16 protein-coding genes are annotated in these 18,004 nt (G+C 71.8%); 9 read left to right on the forward strand and 7 right to left on the reverse strand.

Annotation, left to right across the window (positions count from 1 at the left end):
• Positions 1 to 120 precede the first annotated feature (120 nt).
• Together ACFY3D_RS20815 and pth are read left to right on the forward strand one after the other, a co-directional pair.
• Entirely contained in the window at positions 121 to 723 is a 603-nt protein-coding gene (locus tag ACFY3D_RS20815; RefSeq protein WP_389981486.1) for a 50S ribosomal protein L25/general stress protein Ctc, read from the forward strand.
• 61 nt (positions 724 to 784) lie between these two features.
• Complete coding sequence (gene pth / locus ACFY3D_RS20820; protein ID WP_389981488.1) at positions 785 to 1,390, forward strand: aminoacyl-tRNA hydrolase; 606 nt, start codon at positions 785 to 787, stop codon at positions 1,388 to 1,390.
• 187 nt (positions 1,391 to 1,577) lie between these two features.
• Here the strand turns inward: pth and ACFY3D_RS20825 are convergent, their stop codons facing one another.
• Positions 1,578 to 2,078, reverse strand: a complete 501-nt coding sequence (locus ACFY3D_RS20825; RefSeq protein ID WP_389981490.1) for a 3'-5' exoribonuclease domain-containing protein — start codon at positions 2,076 to 2,078, stop codon at positions 1,578 to 1,580.
• Between the two features lie 318 nt (positions 2,079 to 2,396).
• Between ACFY3D_RS20825 and ACFY3D_RS20830 the strand changes: the two genes are divergently transcribed.
• The 7 genes from ACFY3D_RS20830 to ACFY3D_RS20860 all read left to right on the forward strand — a co-directional run bounded on the left by ACFY3D_RS20830 (position 2,397) and on the right by ACFY3D_RS20860 (position 10,385).
• Positions 2,397 to 3,905: a sugar transferase gene (locus ACFY3D_RS20830; protein WP_389981874.1), complete on the forward strand. Its 1,509-nt coding sequence runs from the start codon at positions 2,397 to 2,399 to the stop codon at positions 3,903 to 3,905.
• Positions 3,905 to 4,672 (forward strand): 3'(2'),5'-bisphosphate nucleotidase CysQ, encoded by a 768-nt coding sequence (locus tag ACFY3D_RS20835; RefSeq protein ID WP_362898812.1) that lies wholly within the window; start codon positions 3,905 to 3,907, stop codon positions 4,670 to 4,672. Before ACFY3D_RS20830 ends, ACFY3D_RS20835 begins: the two co-directional genes overlap by 1 nt.
• A gap of 19 nt (positions 4,673 to 4,691) precedes the next feature.
• Positions 4,692 to 5,606 (forward strand): sulfate adenylyltransferase subunit CysD, encoded by a 915-nt coding sequence (gene cysD, locus ACFY3D_RS20840; protein WP_389981492.1) that lies wholly within the window; start codon positions 4,692 to 4,694, stop codon positions 5,604 to 5,606.
• Positions 5,607 to 5,736: 130 nt separating this feature from the next.
• Positions 5,737 to 6,999 carry a sulfate adenylyltransferase subunit CysN gene (gene cysN / locus ACFY3D_RS20845; protein WP_389981494.1) on the forward strand — a complete coding sequence of 421 codons (1,263 nt, stop codon included), beginning with the start codon at positions 5,737 to 5,739 and terminating at the stop codon, positions 6,997 to 6,999.
• 439 nt (positions 7,000 to 7,438) lie between these two features.
• Positions 7,439 to 8,371: a sulfotransferase gene (locus ACFY3D_RS20850; protein ID WP_389981495.1), complete on the forward strand. Its 933-nt coding sequence runs from the start codon at positions 7,439 to 7,441 to the stop codon at positions 8,369 to 8,371.
• Complete coding sequence (locus ACFY3D_RS20855) at positions 8,368 to 9,309, forward strand: glycosyltransferase (protein ID WP_389981497.1); 942 nt, start codon at positions 8,368 to 8,370, stop codon at positions 9,307 to 9,309. The genes ACFY3D_RS20850 and ACFY3D_RS20855 overlap by 4 nt, the downstream gene beginning before the upstream one ends.
• 62 nt (positions 9,310 to 9,371) lie before the next feature.
• Positions 9,372 to 10,385: a WecB/TagA/CpsF family glycosyltransferase gene (locus tag ACFY3D_RS20860; protein WP_389981499.1), complete on the forward strand. Its 1,014-nt coding sequence runs from the start codon at positions 9,372 to 9,374 to the stop codon at positions 10,383 to 10,385.
• A 170-nt stretch (positions 10,386 to 10,555) separates the two neighbouring features.
• On the opposite strand, the gene ACFY3D_RS20865 is transcribed toward ACFY3D_RS20860, so the two are convergent.
• Genes ACFY3D_RS20865 through ACFY3D_RS20890 form a run of 6 tightly spaced genes read right to left on the reverse strand, consistent with a single transcriptional unit; the run spans position 10,556 to position 17,743 of the window.
• Positions 10,556 to 11,605, reverse strand: a complete 1,050-nt coding sequence (locus tag ACFY3D_RS20865) for a sulfotransferase (protein WP_389981501.1) — start codon at positions 11,603 to 11,605, stop codon at positions 10,556 to 10,558.
• 49 nt (positions 11,606 to 11,654) lie between these two features.
• Positions 11,655 to 12,944 carry a lipopolysaccharide biosynthesis protein gene (locus tag ACFY3D_RS20870; protein WP_389981503.1) on the reverse strand — a complete coding sequence of 430 codons (1,290 nt, stop codon included), beginning with the start codon at positions 12,942 to 12,944 and terminating at the stop codon, positions 11,655 to 11,657.
• Positions 12,932 to 13,789 (reverse strand): sulfotransferase family protein, encoded by an 858-nt coding sequence (locus tag ACFY3D_RS20875; protein ID WP_389981876.1) that lies wholly within the window; start codon positions 13,787 to 13,789, stop codon positions 12,932 to 12,934. The genes ACFY3D_RS20870 and ACFY3D_RS20875 overlap by 13 nt, the downstream gene beginning before the upstream one ends.
• 5 nt (positions 13,790 to 13,794) lie before the next feature.
• On the reverse strand, positions 13,795 to 14,916 hold the full coding sequence (locus ACFY3D_RS20880; RefSeq protein ID WP_389981505.1) for a hypothetical protein: 1,122 nt from the start codon (positions 14,914 to 14,916) through the stop codon (positions 13,795 to 13,797).
• Positions 14,913 to 16,205 (reverse strand): hypothetical protein, encoded by a 1,293-nt coding sequence (locus ACFY3D_RS20885; protein ID WP_389981507.1) that lies wholly within the window; start codon positions 16,203 to 16,205, stop codon positions 14,913 to 14,915. Before ACFY3D_RS20885 ends, ACFY3D_RS20880 begins: the two co-directional genes overlap by 4 nt.
• Positions 16,202 to 17,743, reverse strand: a complete 1,542-nt coding sequence (locus ACFY3D_RS20890; RefSeq protein ID WP_389981509.1) for a Wzz/FepE/Etk N-terminal domain-containing protein — start codon at positions 17,741 to 17,743, stop codon at positions 16,202 to 16,204. Before ACFY3D_RS20890 ends, ACFY3D_RS20885 begins: the two co-directional genes overlap by 4 nt.
• Positions 17,744 to 18,004: the final 261 nt, after the last annotated feature.

The following is an 18,004-nucleotide window of genomic DNA, read 5'->3' on the forward strand; positions in this document are numbered from 1 at the left end:
GTTCGGCGTCACCGTTGACACGGTAGGGTTGTGGGATTGCGTGCGCTCGTAACGCCTTCCGCTAGGGCGGGTGAGGGGGAGCGCACCTTTCCGATTCCCGAGATCCCTAGGAGATCAGCCATGTCCGAAGTGGTCATCACCACCGAACTCCGTGACAAGTTCGGCAAGGGCGCCGCCCGCAAGATCCGTCGCGAGGACAAGGTCCCCGTCGTCCTCTACGGGCACGGCACCGAGCCCCAGCACCTGTCCCTGCCGGGTCACGAGCTGCTGCTCGCCCTGCGTACGCCGAACGTGCTGATCCGCCTTGAGGGCGCCGTGACCGAGCTGGCCCTGCCCAAGGGCGTCCAGCGCGACCCGATCAAGGGCTTCCTGGAGCACGTCGACCTCATCCTCGTCCGTCGCGGCGAGAAGGTCACCGTCGACATCCCCGTCACCGTGGTGGGCGACGTCGCCGACGGCATCCTCGACCAGCAGCTCGTCTCCGTCTCCGTCGAGACCGAGGCCACCCACATCCCCGGGGGCGTCGAGGTCGACGTCGAGGGCCTGGAGGTCGGCACCCAGATCACCGCCGCCGACCTGAAGCTGCCCAAGGGCACGACCCTCGCCGCCGACCCCGAGGCGCTCGTCCTCATCGTCGCCGCGACCCCGGTCGCCGAGCCGGAGGGCGAGGCCGCCGAGACGGCCGAGGCCGCTCCGGCCGCCGAGGGCGAGAGCGCCGAGTAGTTTTCTCTGCTAGATCTGTCAGGGCGGCCCGGGACCGGGCCGCCCTGACGCGTGTGAAGGGATGCCGATCGTGGACCGCTGGTTGGTCGTGGGCCTGGGAAACCCCGGGCCGGAGTACGCCGGGAACCGGCACAACGCGGGGTTCATGGTCCTGGACGAGCTCGCCGCGCGAGCCGGGGGACGGTTCAAGGCGCACAGGTCGCGGGCGGAGGTCCTGGAGGGCCGCCTGGCGGGTGTCCCCGCCGTGCTGGCCAAGCCGCTGTCCTTCATGAACCTCTCCGGCGGGCCGGTCAAGGCCCTGGCCGACTTCTACAAGGTCGACCCGGCCAGGGTGGTCGTGGTCCACGACGAGCTGGACATTCCCTACGGCGCGTTGAGGGCGAAGCTGGGCGGCGGCGACAACGGCCACAACGGGCTGAAGTCGATCACCAAGTCGCTCGCGACCAAGGAGTACCTGCGGGTGAGGTTCGGCATCGGCCGCCCGCCGGGCCGGATGGACGCCGCGGCCTACGTCCTGCGCGACTTCGCCACCGCCGAACGCAAGGATCTCGCCTTCCTCGTCGACCGCGCCTCCGACGTGGTGGAGTCGCTGATCAAGGTCGGCCTGGAGTCGACCCAGAACGCCTTCCACGCCGGAGACCTGAACATCTCCGGCCCGCCCAGATAGCCGGCTCAGCCGGTTGGCCTCAGGAGGTCGGCCTCAGGAGGTCGGCCCGCCCGCCTGCCCGTGGACGGACGGACCCTCGGACGCTCGGAGCACCCGGACGGCCGGCCCGTCCGGGGAGCCGGCCCGTCCGGACATTCGGCCCGCCCGGGAAGCCGGGGTGTTCGTGCCGTGCTCCCCGTGACCGATGTCAGCGGAGGTCGAACGCCATCAGATTCTGCAGCAGCTCGGCCTGCTCGATCGCGTCGTCAAGCGCGTTGTGGGTGTGCGGACGCCGGGACCGCAGGTGCTCGGGCATCTGCCGCTTGGTCGCCCAGCCGATCGGTACGCCCGCCTTGGCCGCGTACAGCGTCTTGAGGTCGATGCACCGCGAGTGCCCGAACGGCGAGGCGCCGGTGAAGCGCATGAAATACCAGTAAATCCACATCCAGTCGTAGGAGAGCGGATAGGCCGCCAGCACCGGCGAGCTGTTCCCGCACACCTCGCGGATCCACGCGGCGGCCTCCCGCATCGCCTCGGCCGGGTCGCGGCCCTCGCGGATCAGCGCCTCCCGGTCGAGCCCGCTCACGGCGAGCGCCTCGGGCACGTGGTTGTCGCTGATCGGCCGCAACTCCGCGTAGAGCGTGAGGGTCTGTGGATCCACCGGCTCGAAGACCTTTCCGGTCATCCGCCCGGCCACGGCCATACCCATGCTGATCATTGAATACGGCCCCGGAATGGGGCCATCGGCCTCGACATCCACAGAGATGTATGTTTCGGTCTTCAACCTTCTGGTCTCTCCCGCCACCGCTAGCATTCCATGACTGTCTGTCCGTGAACGGTTACGCAGGGGGAGCGCGTGCGCGACGTGACCGCATTCCAGGCCGCACAACAGAGCGGGTCGGGAGCCGTCCAGGCCACGTGGGAAGCCGAGGGGAAGGCCGTGCCGGTCGTGCGGGAAGGTGAGGCGAAAGCCGTCCCGCACACACGCGAAGCCGGAGCCGTCCCGGACACGCGGGAAGCCGGGGCCATGCGGGAAAGCGGGGCCGTGCGGGAAGGCGGGTCCGGGGCCGTGCGGGAGGCAGGGGCCGTTCCGGTCGCGCGGCGGCGCACGCCGGGCTGGGTGCGGAAGCACCGCGCGACGGCCGTCGCCACCGACACCGTCTGCGCCGCCCTGGCCGGAGCCCTCGCGCTGTTCGTTCGATTCGGCGAGGTTACCGCCTACGTCTTCCCGTACGTCGTGCTGAGCGCCGCCCTGCCCGTCGTCTGGGTCTGCGTGGTCGCGCTGAACCGCGCCTACGAGCCCCGGCTCATCGGCCTGGGTTCCGAGGAGTTCCAGCGGATCCTGCAGTGCGGCTTCATGCTCACCGCCGCCCTCGCCGTCTGCGCCTACCTCACCAAGATCGAAGTGGCCCGGGGTTACGTGGTGCTGGCGCTCCCACTGACGACACTGCTCACCCTTCTCGCCAGGTACGCCCTGCGCCGTTCCCTGCACCGCAGGCGGGCGCGGGGCGGGTGCATGCGGCGGGTCGTGGCGGTGGGGCACCGGGCGGCGATCACCGAGTTGGTCCGCAGGTTCCGCCGGGAGCGCTACCACGGCATGGAGGTCGTGGCGGCGTGCATCCCGCGCGGCGGGATGCACGATGTGGAGAGCGTGCCGGTCGTCTCGCGCGGCGGGATGGGCGACGTGGCGGGCGTGCCCGTCCTGGGCGACCTCTCCGAGGTCGCGCTCGCGGTCGGGCGGGTCTCGGCCGACACCGTGGCCGTGCTCGCCTGCCCGGAGATGGACGGGGTGGCGCTGCGGCGGCTGGCCTGGCGGCTGGAGAAGACCCACACGGACCTGATCGTCGCCCCCGCCCTGATGGAGGTGGCCGGGCCGCGGATCACCATCCGCCCGGCGGCGGGACTGCCGCTGCTGCACGTGGACCACCCGGAGATCTCCGGCCTGCGCCAGGTGCTCAAGAACCTGTTCGACCGGGTGGGGGCCGGGCTGCTGCTGACGGCGCTGCTGCCCCTGCTGGCGGGGGTGGCGGTGGCCGTACGGGCCTCGGGGCCGGGACCGGTGTTCTTCCGGCAGACGAGGGTGGGGCGCGACGGCGCCGAGTTCACGATCTACAAGTTCCGGACGATGCGCGCCGACGCCGAGCACCGGAAGATCGCCCTGTCCAGCGACGGTCCCGGCCTGCTCTTCAAGATCCGTAATGATCCGAGGGTGACGCCGCTGGGCGCCCGGCTGCGCCGCCACTCACTGGACGAACTGCCGCAATTGATTAACGTGGTTCTGGGGCATATGTCGCTGGTCGGCCCCCGGCCGCCACTACCCGAGGAGGTCGCGAGGTACGGTGACGACGTCCGCCGTCGATTACTGGTCAAGCCAGGCATGACCGGCCTCTGGCAGGTGAGTGGCCGCTCTGACCTCTCCTGGGAGGAATCCGTACGATTGGACCTGCGTTACGTGGAGAGCTGGTCCCTCATGCTGGACCTGCAGATCCTGTGGAAGACTTGGTCGGCTGTCGCGCGAGGAGCTGGAGCATACTGATGACCGTTCGCGACGATCACGAGCTCGCCGCCGAACTGGCGACGACGGCCGGTGAGAAGCTGGCGGCGCTGCGCGCGGAGCGCGGCTTCGGCGACCCGTCCGAGCTTCGCAAGGAGGGAGACGCCTCCTCCCACGTGTTTCTCATGGAGGCCCTGTCCCGGTTGCGTCCGGGTGACAGTGTGCTGTCCGAGGAGGCGACCAGCGAGGAGCGTCTCGACTCGCGCAGGCTGCGCGCCGAGCGGGTCTGGATCATCGACCCGCTGGACGGCACCCGCGAGTTCGCCGAGGAGGGCCGCTCCGACTGGGCGGTCCACGTGGCACTCTGGGAGCGCGGCACGCTGACCGCCGGAGCCGTCGCACTGCCCGCCCAGGGCCGTACGCTCTCCACCCTCGAACCCCCCGTGCCGCCCGCCCCCGAGGCGGGCGCGAGGCCCAGGATCGCGGTCAGCAGGACCCGCCCGCCGGAGTTCGTGCAGAACCTGGCCCGTCTCGCCGGCGCCGACCTGGTGCCGATCGGTTCGGCGGGCGCCAAGATCTCCGCCGTGCTCACCGGCGAGGTCGAGGCCTACGTGCACGCCGGCGGCCAGTACGAGTGGGACTCCGCCGCGCCCGTCGCGGTGGCCCTCGCCTCAGGGGTCCACGCGAGCCGTATCGACGGCTCGCCGCTGGTCTACAACCAGCCCGACCCCTCACTGCCGGATATTCTTGTTTCCCTACCGGGACTGGCGCCAACGTTGCTCGCTGGAATCCGGGATCTGCACCGCTAATCCCCGCTAGGAGAGTCTGATGCTTCAGCGCGACTACACCACGTCGCAGCTCGATGTCCTCGAGGCAGAGGCTATTCACATCATGCGTGAGGTCGCGGCGGAGTTCGAGCGTCCCTGTCTGCTCTTCTCCGGGGGCAAGGACTCCATCGTCATGCTCCGCATCGCGGAGAAGGCGTTCTGGCCCGCGCCGATTCCCTTCCCCCTGATGCACGTCGACACCGGGCACAACTTCACCGAGGTCATCGAGTTCCGTGACCGCCGAGCCGCCGAGCTGGGTGCCCGCCTCGTCGTCGCGAGCGTCCAGGACTCCATCGACGCCGGACGCGTCGTCGAGGAGACCGGTCGCAGGGCCTCGCGCAACCGGCTCCAGACCACGACGCTGCTGGACGCGATCGAGGAGAACGAGTACGACGCGGTGTTCGGCGGCGCCCGCCGCGACGAGGAGAAGGCCCGCGCCAAGGAGCGCGTGTTCTCCTTCCGCGACGACTTCGGCCAGTGGGACCCCAAGAACCAGCGTCCCGAGCTGTGGAACCTCTACAACGCGAGGATCCGCAAGGGCGAGCACATCCGGGTGTTCCCGCTGTCCAACTGGACCGAGCTCGACATCTGGGACTACATCCGGCGCGAGGAGATCGAGATTCCGTCGATCTACTTCGCCCACACCCGCAAGGTGTTCGAGCGCGACGGCATGCTGCTCGCCGACAGCGAGTTCATCACCCGTGACGAGGAAGAGTCGCTCCTGGAGATGACGGTCCGCTACCGGACGGTCGGTGACGTGACCTGCACCGGCGCCGTCCAGTCGGGTGCCGCGACGGTCGAGGAGATCATCGAGGAGATCGCGGTGACCCGGATCACCGAGCGCGGCGCCACCCGCGCCGACGACCGGGCCTCCGAGGCGTCCATGGAGGACCGCAAGAAGGAGGGCTACTTCTAGTGAGAGTCCGAATCTTCGACGCCCCGTGCGCCCCGTGCGACCTGGCCCACCCGGTCCACCCGGCGCACCGCGAGTCCCTTCCCGCGCGGTCCGGCCGCGCACGCCGTACGACCTCTGGAGAGCAGCGCTAATGGACATTCTTCGCTTCGCCACGGCGGGAAGTGTCGACGACGGAAAGTCGACCCTCATCGGGCGGCTGCTCTTCGACTCCAAGGCGATCTTCGAGGACCAGCTGGAGGCCGTCGAGCGTACCTCCCGCGACCGCGGCACCGAGTACACCGACCTGTCGCTCCTCACCGACGGCCTGCGGGCCGAGCGGGAGCAGGGCATCACGATCGACGTCGCCTACCGCTACTTCGCCACTCCCAGGCGCAAGTTCATCATCGCCGACACCCCCGGGCACATCCAGTACACCCGGAACATGGTCACCGGCGCGTCCACCGCGGACCTGGCGATCGTCCTGATCGACGCCCGCAAGGGCGTGCTCGAACAGTCGCGGCGGCACGCCTTCCTCACCACCCTGCTGCGGGTGCCGCACCTCGTCCTCGCCGTCAACAAGATGGACCTGGTCGACTACTCCCAGGAGCGGTTCGAGGAGATCCGTGAGGAGTTCACCGCGTTCGCCTCCAAGCTGAACGCGCCGGACCTCACGTTCATCCCGATCTCGGCGCTGCACGGCGACAACGTGGTGTCCCGTTCGGAGAACACGCCCTGGTACAACGGGTCCTCCCTGCTCCACCACCTGGAGCACGTGCACATCGCCTCCGACCGCAACCTGGTCGACGTGCGCTTCCCCGTGCAGTACGTCATCCGCCCGCAGCGGGCCACCGACCCCTCACTCCACGACTACCGCGGCTACGCGGGCCAGGTCGCCGGAGGGGTGCTGAAGCCGGGCGACGAGGTCATGCACCTGCCCTCGGGGCTGGCCACGCGCATCGTGTCGATCGACACCTTCGACGGGCCGCTCGACGAGGCGTTCCCCCCGATGTCGGTCACCCTGCGACTGGAGGACGACATCGACATCTCGCGCGGCGACATGATCTGCCGTCCGAACAACCAGCCGCACGTCTCCCAGGAGCTGGAGGCGATGATCTGCTGGATGGCCGACACCACCAAGCTCGCCCCGCGTGCCAAGCTGACCATCAAGCACACCACCCGCACGGCCCGTGCCCTGGTCAAGGACCTGCACTACCGGCTGGACGTCAACACCCTGCACCGGGACGAGACGGCACAGTCGCTCGGCCTCAACGAGATCGGCCGGGTCTCGCTCCGCGTCACCCGGCCGCTGTTCGTGGACGACTACGCCCGCAACCGCCTCACCGGCGGCTTCATCCTGGTGGACGAGTCCACCAACAACACCGTCGGCGCCGGGATGATCGTCGACGCCAAGTAGGCGCACCCCGCCGCCCGTGGCCCGCGCCACGGCCCCCTCCCGTACGCGAAGGGAGGGGGCCGTGGCGCGGGGCCGCGGGCGGTTCGTCGTTTTAGGGGACCGGCCGTGGGTCCGCCCGGCGTCGGATCGCGAGGCCGCGGTCCTCCCCTTCTCCGATCTCCCTGGCCGGTCGCGAGGCCGCGGTCCCTTCCCTGTCCGATCTCCCTGCTCGGTCGCGAGGTCGCGGTTCTTCCCCGCTCGATCTCCCTGTCGGTCGCGACGCCGTGGCCACCTCCCCGTTCGGTGGACGTGATTCAGGGGACGGGAGGCGTCGCACCCGTTGGGTAGATCCTTTGTCCGTTCTCCGACCTCTCTGTTACGCTCCGCGCTAGCCTCGACACGTTCCGTATCCGCCGGGTAAGGATTCGTGCCTGTGTCTGATAGTCCGTCACCTGCTCGGGTGGTATTCCTGGGCGGCCTCGGCCGTAGCGGGACCACACTGCTGGAGCGCCTGCTGGGGGAGATCCCGGGCATCGTTCCGCTCGGTGAGGTCGTCCACCTCTGGGCGAGGAGCGCGCTCGCGGACGAGGCATGCGGGTGCGGCGAGCCCTTCGGATCGTGCCCCTTCTGGGAGAAGGTCGGCGAGCGCGCGTTCGGCGGCTGGTCAGAGGGCCTCGCCCACCGGATGATCGCGCTCAGGTCCCGCGTGGACCGCACCCGGCGCATCCCCACGCTGGCGAGGCTCCTCGCCGAGGAGCAGACGGGCACCGGCCGATGGCCGACGCCCGGCACCGCGGAGCTGGACGAGTACGTCGCGATCCACCGTGACCTGTACGACGCGGCGGGCGAGGTCGCCGACTGCCCGGTCGTGATCGACTCCAGCAAGCACGCCTCGCTCGCCTTCTGCCTCGCGGCGGCCGGAGTCGACGTCCAGGTCGTCCATATGGTCCGCGACCCCCGAGCGGTCGCCCACTCCTGGCGGAGGAGGGTCGCCCGTCCCGAGGACGGGCGCCCGATGACCCACTGGTCGCCCTCCCGCACCTCGCTGCACTGGCTGAGCGAGAACCTCGGACTCGAACTCCTCGCCCGCAGGGGCGTCCCGGTCACGCGGGTCCGCTACGAGGACCTGCTCGACACCCCCGCCGACACGCTCAGGCGGGTGGTCGCCAGGATCGGGCTCCCCTGCCGTCTCGACTTCCTCTCGGGCAGGTGGGCGGAGCTCTCGACGGCGCACACGGCCTCAGGCAACCCCGTGCGCTTCACGGTCGGTCGCACGGAGCTGACCAGGGACGACAGCTGGCGTGACGTCGCGTCGTCCCGGCAGTCGCGCCTGGTCACCGCGCTGACCTGGCCCCTCATGATCAAATACGGCTATTACCGGAGAATCGCGTGAACACATCGGTGGGTGTCGTCATCCCCACCCGGGGACACCGGCCCGACCAGCTGCGCGCGGCCACGCTCGCCGTGCTCGGCCAGGACCATCCAGGACCCGTCGAGGTCGTCGTCGTCGTGGACGGTGGCGATCCCGCCTGGGTCGCCGACCAGGTGGCCGACCTCCTCGCCAGCCGGGCGGTGACACCCGGCCGGCACGGGCCGTCCTCGCGCGGCGTGCGGGTGATGGCCAACCGGTTCACCCCCGGCCTGCCCGGCGCCCGCAACACCGGCATCGCCGCGCTCGGCACCGACCTGGTCGCCTTCTGCGACGACGACGACCAGTGGCTGCCAGGAAAGATCGAGGCCCAGGTCGCCGCGCTGGAGGCGGAGCCGGAGGCGCGTTTCTCCAGCTGCGCCATCGAGGTCGAGTACGGATCGCGGCGCATCGCCCGGCTGGCCGGGACCAGTCGCGTCACCTACCGCCACCTGGTGCGCTCGCGGATGGTGATGGTGCACTCCTCGACGTTCCTGTTCCGGCGCGGCGGCCTCTGGGCGGACGAGAGCGCCCCCGGGGGACAGAACGAGGACTGGGACCTGGCACTGCGCGCCGCGGCCCAGCACCCCATCGTGCACGTCGACCGGCCCCTGGTCCGGGTGCGCTGGGGCGGTTCCTCGTACGTGGCCCGCTGGGCCGACCGGATCGCCGGGCTGCAGTGGATGCTCGCCCGGCACCCTGATCTGGCCGTGGATCCGCGCGGCGCGGCGCGGGTCTACGGTCAGCTCGCCTTCCACCACGCGGCCCTCGGCCAGCGCAGGGAGGCGGGCCGCTGGGCCTGGCGGGCCTTCACCGCCCGCCACGGCGAACCCCGGGCGCCCATCGCGCTCGCGGTGGCGACGGGCCTGATCCCCGCGCGGATCCTGCTCAGCGTCCTGCACCACCGGGGACACGGCATCTGATGGCGCCCGTCACCCGGCATCCGCGGGTCGTGCTCCGCCACGGCGCCTTGATCGTTCCGCCCGTGACGGGCCAGGCCGCCGCCGAGCGCCACGACCCACCGTTCGCCCCGTTCCTGACGGTGAAGGCCGTCGAGCGCTCGACGGTGCCTCCCTCCCCGCCCCGCACCGACCACCGGCCCGCGACCACCGGTCACGACTCGGCGCCCGGCCTGCCCGCCGTCGCAGGGCAGGCCGGGACGCCGGTCACCGGGCGGGAGGCTCCCCCGGCCGTCTCCCGCCGCAGGCCCCGACCCGACAAGGCCACCCGCAGGCGTCTGCGCAGGCGCGTGCGGGTGGCGGGGGTCGCGATCGACCCGATGACCGAGGGCGAGGTCGTCGAGCACGTGGTCGCGGCTCTGAAACGCGGAGAGGGTGGCCACCTCGTCACCCCGAACGTCGACATCAGCCGGACCGTCGCCCGCGATCCCCGGGCCCGCCGACTCGTCGAGCGCGCCGATCTCGCGGTGGCGGACGGCATGCCGTTGGTGTGGGCGGCGAGGCTGCTCGGCACCCCTCTCCCCGGCCGGGTCACCGGCGCCGACCTGATCTGGTCCCTGTCGGAGGCCGCCGCCTTCTACCGCCATCCCGTGTATCTCCTGGGCGGTCCCCAGGGCACGGCCGCGCAGGCGGCCCGCGAGCTGGTGGGCCGCCATCCGGAGCTGGTGATCGCCGGGGTCGGCACCCCGCCCTACGGATTCGAGAACGATCCGAAGAGCTACGCCCGGGTACGCGACGACGTGATCGCCGCCGCGCCTCGGCTGGTCTTCGTCGGGCTCGGCTTTCCCAGACAGGAGCGCCTCATCGCCTCACTCCGCCGTGACCTGCCGGGCACCTGGTTCGTCGGCTGCGGCTCGGCGATCGCCTTCGCCGCGGGCACCGTGCGGCGGGCACCGGCGTGGATGCGCCGCGGCGGCCTGGAGTGGGTCTTCCGGCTGACGCGGGAGCCGGGCAGGCTCGCCCGCCGCTATCTGGTCGACGACCTGCCGTACGCGCTTCGGCTCCTCACGGTCTCCCTCGTACGCGGCCTCTTCTCCTGAAGCCGTGTCGCCTCGAAGCCGTGGGGGCGTGGTGCCGTAGAGCTATGGGCCGTGGGGCTGTGTTCTCGTGAGATCGTGACCCTGTGAGGTCACGCACCGTGAAGGCATGGGAGTCGTGAAGTTCCGGAGCGCCGGAGCCTCACGACTCCACGGTGTTTCCCGCGCGGACCTCAACGTTCCGCCGAGGCGAGTCTCCTGACCCGGAGGGCCTCCTGCGGGCTCAGCCGAGCGTCGGCCTCGGCGAGGGCGCGGCGCGAGTCCATCGGCCGGTAGGCCGTGCGGGACAGGCCGCTCCAGGCGAAGCCGCCAACGCCTCTCTCCGATGTGCCTGTGCCTGCGCTCATGCCCTCTGATGTGCCCGTGCCCGTGCCCGTGCTTAACGCCTCCGTGCTTGACGCCCTGGTGCCTGACGCGTCCGTGCACGCGCGGCGGATACGCGCCTCGGCGCGGGCCGTCCAGGTCAGGCCCGCCCACTCGTACAGGCGGCGAAAGCCCGCCAGGGGCTCGCGGGCCAGGTCCTCGTAGCGGGCGAGCATGATCCCTGGGTGCCGTTCCGCCAGGTCGGCGGCGGTGGTCCCGGCCGCCCGCCACAGGGCCACGGCCTTGGCGACACGGTCCTGGGAGCCGACCAGCGGGCGCAACGCCTCCAGGTGGGGCTGGTCGCGCATCAGCAGCGGCTGTTCGAGCAACTCGTGAAAGTAGACCGTCCAGCCGAGCCGCTGCCAGCTGCCGACGAACGCCACCGGATCGCGCAGCAGAACGATCACCCGGCAGCCGAGCCGGTCGGCGAACCACCCGGCGGAGAACAGCGCGAACGGGTCGTCCAGCAGCGCCCGGCGCCCGCCCAGCCGCCCCAGCGTGAACGCGGTGCCGTACCGGACCATCCTCGCCAGGTCGTACGGTGACCGGTTGCGGCGCAGTTCGGCGAGGAACCCGTAGCGCAGCGCGACCGTGCGGGTGAAGGCGGGCAGCCAGGCCCGCTCGTTGTCCGGGCAGATGTACTGGAACCGGTGGCCGACCACGGCGTCGAGGACACCGGGGGAGTGGCCCGGCGGGTGCTCGGGGTTGAGCGGCTCGTTGACGTAGACCAGCTCCCCGCCCGCCGCGAGCATCCTGCCCGTCCAGCTCGTCCCGGTCCTGGGCAGCCCGGTGACCAGTACGGGTGTCACGGTGCCCATCACGTGTCCAGGCTCTCCGGAACACCCGGGTCGCACGGTCATGGCGTCCACCTCGCGTTCGGGGCCGTAGGGGGCGGGGAAGGAAGGGAGGTCATGCCGCCCGCCGGGCGGCCGGGCTGCCGGCGCCGAAGGGCCGCAGGCCGTACCGGCGGTGGATGTGCCAGAGCGGCAGCAGGTTCTTGACCACCGTGCCCCCCGCCCAGCCGAGGGCGGCACCGAGCGAGCCCAGCGACGGGATGAGCAGCAGGTCCAGCGCCACCACCGTCGCGACGGCGGCGACCAGGTTGGCCAGGCTGGAGCCGGTGTGCCCGGCGGAGGTCAGCACCATGTCGGCCATACCGCACGCCGTGGCGAGCATCATCGTCGCGGCCAGCACGAACGCCACCGGCGCACCGCCGGCGTAACCGTCACCGAAGACGGCGCCGAGCAACCACGGCGCGAACGCGGCGTACCCCAGCCAGACCGGCCAGGTGAGCAGGACCAGCCAGCGAGTGGCCGACTGGTACAGCTCCCCGGCGCGCGGCAGGTCGCCCTCGGCGAGGGCCCGGACCAGCCTCGGCTGCATGGCCTGCGCGAGTCCCTGACCGGCCAGCTGACCCACGATCTTGAAACGGGTGGCGGCGGTGTAGACGGCGGCCTCGGCCGGGCCGGCGAGCAGCGCCACGATCACGACGTCCAGCCGCTGGAACACCGCCTGGATCCCGGCAGCCAGCGACCGTGGCCAGGTGTGACGCCACAGCTCGTGCGCGGCGCCCGGCGGCAGGGGCGTCCCGGGCAGCCGCCGCCGCAGCCAGATCGAGGCGAGCAACAGGACCGGCAGGTACGGCAGTGCCCAGGCCGCGGCGAGCAGGGGCACGGAGTCGTGGCCCGCGAGCACCACCGCCCCGACCAGAAGCGACTGGGACACCGGCTGCAGCACCCCGTCCAGCAGCACGGTCGGCCGCATCGAGCCGAACCCGCGGGTCGCGCTCACCACGACGCCCGAGCACGTCACCGCGGGCAGGGCGACCGCGAGCACCCGCAGCGCCGGGTCGGAGACGGTGAGGACGACCGCCGCGCCGGCCGCCAGCGAGAGCGCCGCGACCGGGACGAGCGCCGCGCGGACGTAGCCGGAGGTGTGGCGGTGGTCGAGGGACCGGGACCTGGCGATGAAGTGGACCAGTCCGTTCCCCGCGTCCAGCCGCAGGACAGTGGCGACCGTGAGGCACAGGGCGGTCGCCGAGAAGAAGAGACCGGCCGCCTCCTGCTCCACCCCCCTGGTGACCAGCACGACCGTGAGGAACTGCGCGACGGCCCCCGCCCCCGCTCCCGCGAGCCCCGCCACCCCGCCCCGCGCGGCCCCGGTCAGGCCCGCCAGGCGGGTGGGGATCAGCGGCGCCACGAGGGCTCCGCGCCCAGCCACGAGGTCAGCAGGGTGTCCTGCTCCTCGAAGTGAGCCCTCAGCTCGCGACGGAGCTTGCGGGGCATGGGACCCGGCCTGGCCCGGCCGTTGTGCCGTTCGAACACCGGGTCACCGAGGTGCGGCAACCCGAGGAACGCCAGTACGCGGTCGTAGGCGAGATCGGGTTCGGCGAAGAACCGGCCGCTGTCGATGACGAGCAGCCGGTCGCGGCCGACCAGCGGCTCCAGCCGGGCGAGTTGCTCGGCGTATCGGCCCCTGGCGAGATAGGCGTGGTGACGGTGGGCGAGATTCGTCGAGTACGGCGAGGCGCGCAGCCGCTCCTCCGCCCCGGCGAGCCGCTCCTCCTCCAGCCGCACGGCCCTGGCGAAGGAGCGCTCCGTCTCGAAGCCCCTCGCCAGCTCGTGGGCGTGCGCGGAGAAGGCCCGCTCGACGGGGTCGCGGACCAGCACGATCAGCTTGGCGCCCGGCAGGTCGCGGGCGATCCTGGGACCGGCCAGCGGGTGGAACAGGTAGTAGGGCGACGACTCGAAGGCCTGGGCGGGGAAGCCGTACCTGCGGGCCGGCCGGGAGGCCGACACCCGCAGCGGGAAGTGCGCCCGGTACCAGGACAGGTCCCGGTCGTAGGCCATGTCGAAGTAGTGGACGCCCTTGCGCAGGACGGGCTTCAGGATGAGCGGGTGCTGGGACAGGACGCGGTACAGCGAGGTGGTGCCGCAGCGCTGTGCCCCGACGATGAGGAAGGAGGGCAGCACCCGGCTGCGGGAGGTGAGGCGCCCTATCGCCCACGAGGCCGTGTGGACCGAACGCTTCAGCGCGGGCTTCACAGCCTTCACAGCAGGGTCTCCTGGGAGTCGGCGAGGGGGGTGAGCCAGAGCTCCGGTGGTCCGAGGGGCGCGTGGCCGTCGGCGGCGTGGCGGTCGGCGAGGACGATCAGGTAGCGGAGCGCGGTGAGCCGGGACTCGGCGGCCGAGAGCCCGAACGGGGCCAGGATCCGCAGGGACCGCGCCACGCAGGCCCTCGCCGCGGTGGCCGGATCGGCGCGGCGCAGGGCCCGCTGGAAGAAGTGGTGGACGGCGTCGAAGCCCAGCGGGACCCCGGTGCCGAACCGTTCCCAGTCCCAGACCAGCAACCGTCCGTCGGGGCCGCGCGAGATGTTCCACGGCGTCAGGTCACCGTGCCAGGAGAACGACCGCTCTTCGAGCCCTCCGCTTTCAGGAGCCGGGCTTCCTCCGGCGGGGACGCCGAGGAGGGCGTGGCCGGCACGGGCGGGTTTTCCGGGAAGCGGGTCTCCCGAAGCCGGGGCTCCCGCGACGGGATCGCCGAGGGAGGGCCGGCCCGCGCGGGCGGTTTTCCCGGGAAGGTGGTCTCCCGAAGCCGGGTCCGAAGCGGCGGGGGCGCGATCCGGGACGTCGCCCCCGGGGATACGGGCGATCTCGTCGATCGCGTCGACGAGGACGTCACCCGGTATCCGCCCCCGCCGTACGGGGAGCGGGGTGAGCGCCAGCACGGACAGGCCGCGCCAGGTTCCGTGGTGCAGCACGGCGGGCGGGACGACGGTCTTGAGCGGTACGCCGGCGAGCAGGCCGAGGGTCCGCGCCTCGTGGGAGACGAGCTCCCGGGTCAGGTCGGTGTCGCCGATCTTCACGAAGGCGATCGGCCCGTCGGCGGCGCGCGCCTCCAGGATCGGCTTGCGGTTGGCCCGGCGGGCCGGGCGCACCCGCAGCGTGACACGGACGGCGGTGCCGAACACCTCGCTCAGGTGGCTCTCGATGCCGTCCCGGCCCGAGGACACCGTGACCCTCCCGCCGGGGTGCCACCAGGCGCGGGGGACCAGCCTGCGGGGGAGCAGCCGGTGGGGGAGCAGGGTGTAGGGGCTCGGGTCGCCGGGGCCGGGGAACAGCAGGTCGAGGGTCTGGTCCAGGTAGCGCAGACGGGCGCGGGCGTCGTTCATGAGGCCGTGCTCGCCATCGAGTTTCTCCAGAGCAGTGCGAACGAGACGAGGTACAGGCTGAGCGGTGTGACCAGCCCGTCGTAGACGAACATGTAGAGGAGGGTGAGGATCATCACGAGGACCCCCGCGACGCCGATCGGGCTCCGGTCACGCCAGTGGCGGCGGACGGCCCCGGCGAAGAAAGCCACGTAGAGCGCGGCCCCGGTGAAACCCTGCGTGATCATCAGGTGCCAGAGCTGGCCGTCCCCGCCCAGAGGCGGATGGCCGCAGGTGGGGCACCAGCCGCTCTTGCCGGTGGTGATCGTCCGGTGGTTGCCTGTGGCGTTGCGGGTGTTGCCGTACCCGATGAGCGGCGCGGTGCTCGCGGCGGCGAGGGTCGCCGAGACGGTGAAGGCGCGGATGCCGTTGCTGTGCGGGTTGTCGAGCCGCTGGGCCACCATCGCCTGCAGGGGGCTGAGGGCGAACACCAGGGCCCCCGCGGTCAGGGCCGCGCAGGTCGCGACGCGGGCCCGCGTGCCCAGCCGCAGCAGGACGTACGCGGCGGCGACGCCGAGCCCGATCCACAGCCCTCGGTTGAGCGAGTAGACGACGGGGATCGCGGCGAGCGCGACGAGCGGGACGACGGCGAGGCGTCTGCGCGGCCCGCCGTACACCCACCAGCCGACCACGAACCAGACGAGCAGCACCGAGAGGTTGCCACCCCAGGCGTTGGCCCATTCGAACGGCGCCTCGGGGCGCGGCGAGGAGTGGCCGAGGACCTTCTGCATCTGGGCGGCGGTGGGGTGGATCAGGTTGTGGACGAAGGGGTTGCCGCTGATCCAGTCGGGGAGGACCGTCTCGACCGGTGAGGTGAACTCCACGCGCGGGGCGAACACGCCCAGCAGGCCGCCCGCGACGGTCGTGAGGAACAGCGCGCCGAGCATCCGCACGAGGGTGAGCTGCGGCAGCTCCTCCTCCGTCAGGTTGCCCAGATAGAGCACCATGACCAGCAGCGAGACGTACAGGAACAGGCGCATCAGATAGCCGAGGAGCCGCCCGGCGCCGAACTCGCCGTAGGTGCCCGGAGGCATCTCGCCGAGCATGAGCGCGCTGATCAGGTAACCCGCGAGGAGCAGCAGCCAGAGCCCGAAACCGCGCGGCGCCCTGATCGGCCGCCTCCGCCACAGGACCAGCGCCATCGCCGGGGCCACCACGATCACCGACAGGCCTCCGAAACCGAGCGCCCACCAGATGGGATAGCCCACCAGGAGGGCGGCGATCGGCCAGGCGGCCGGACGCGGACACCTCACAGCCTGCGCCCCCTCCGGCCATCGGCCGTCTGCCCGGTGGTTGGAACGTTCCCGTTGGCCCCGAGCGCGAGCGGCACCTCCGGCCCGTCGGCGGGTCCGCGCGCCCCGTCCCTGTTCGCCCCGGGGGTGAGCCACGACTCCGCCCTCTCGGCCGCCCCGCGTGTGCCGTTCCCGTGCCCTCCGGACGCCTTCGGCGCCTCCGGTCTTTCCGCCGCCCGGTGTGCGCCGTTCCCGTACGCCCTGGGCGCATGCCGCGCCTCCGGTGTGCCGGGGGGTCCGTGCGCTCCCGACCTGGCGGGTGCCTCCAGGCTCTCGCCCGGCGCTCCGAGCAGGGCGGGTCCGCCCGCCAGGCCGGCCAGAGGCCGGTCGGCCCTTCGCCGGGCGCCCTCGCGGCTCCACCCTCCTCCGGCCCGCGGCGCGGACGCGACCTGCGGGACGTACGGCCCCTGCGGTGTCGGTCCCTGCGGTGTCGGTCCCTGTGACGCGTACGGTCCCTGTGGAGCGCGCGCCGCGTGAGAGCCCCGCCCGGCGGGGAGCGAGGGGACGTCGTCGCCGATGACGAACGTGCCGACCACGGGGATCCCGCGATCGTTCAGCGCCCGTACGGCGTGCTTGACCTCGCGCGGGGAGGTGCCGGGTGTCGCGACCACGAGCACCGCGCCCGCCGGGCCGTGCGCCCGGACACCGTCGAGGGTGTCCAGGCCGGTGAGGCGGCCGACGGCTGCGGGGGGCCGCCGGGCGGTGTCGAGGCGGTCGCGGAGCCAGGCGGCGCCGACCCCGCAGATCAGCCCCGCCATGAGGCCGCTGCCCAGGTAGAGAGGAGGGCGGGGGGTGGTGGGTTCGGCCGGCGCCGTCGCCTGGCTGATCACGGAGCCGGGGGTGACGGCGACGGTCTTGAGCGCGTCGTATTTGGAGGTGAGGCTGTGAACCTGCCTGGCGAGGACGTTCTGCCGCTGGAGGGCGAGGGCCCGCTCGGTGGTCCCCCTGCCGAGGCCGGGAAGCTCGGTGGCGACCCTGGTGAGACCCGCGTTGGTCTGCCTCAGCTTGACCAGCACGGCCCTGGTCTGGGCCGCGAGCGTCTGGGCGGAGGACTCGCGGCGCTGGGCGAGGTAGGCGAGGGCGTAGGCGCTCGCTCCCGAGGCCGCGGTCGCCGGGTCGGCGGCGCTGCAGGAGATCTCCAGGACCGAGGTGTTGGGCGGCACCGAGACCTCGGCGGGGCAGGAGAGGCCGTCGAACAACCGCCTCGCCTTCGCCTCGACCACCGCGGACCTGGCCACCTGGGCCTCGGTGTCGAGGTTGAGCGGTTCGCGCTGACGGCTGGTGACCTGGTTGGTCTGTTCCTGCGCTCCGGTAGCGGTCACCAGGACCTGCCCGGAGGCGGTGTAGGAGGGCGGGGTGAGCCACATCAGGGCGATGCCGCCACCGGCTCCGGTGAGGAACAGGGAGAGGACGATCAGCCACCGGCGGCGGAGAAGCGACGCGTAGTCCGCCAGATCCTCGCCTCCGCGGCGGACGGGGGCGTCCGGTGACGGGCTCATGTGTCGCTGGTGCCTCTCCGGCGAACAGACGCTGGGAACCCTTGGAACTATAGGTCGGCTTTTCGTTTCCCCGAACCGATACGCAAGATTTTCTTTGCGTTGGCCGCGCCAATCACAGGGAGATAACAGTGGTTTATCCGATATTTCCTATCGTCCGCGAGGGAGCTGTGGCACGGACCGGCAAAGTCAGGGACGAGGCACGTCCGGGCGATGGGAAGGTGTTCCCCCGTGACGGTCGAGGACGGCCCACGAATGCGTACG

Source organism: Streptosporangium sp. NPDC000509, assembly GCF_042898365.1.
GTDB lineage: Bacteria > Actinomycetota > Actinomycetes > Streptosporangiales > Streptosporangiaceae > Streptosporangium.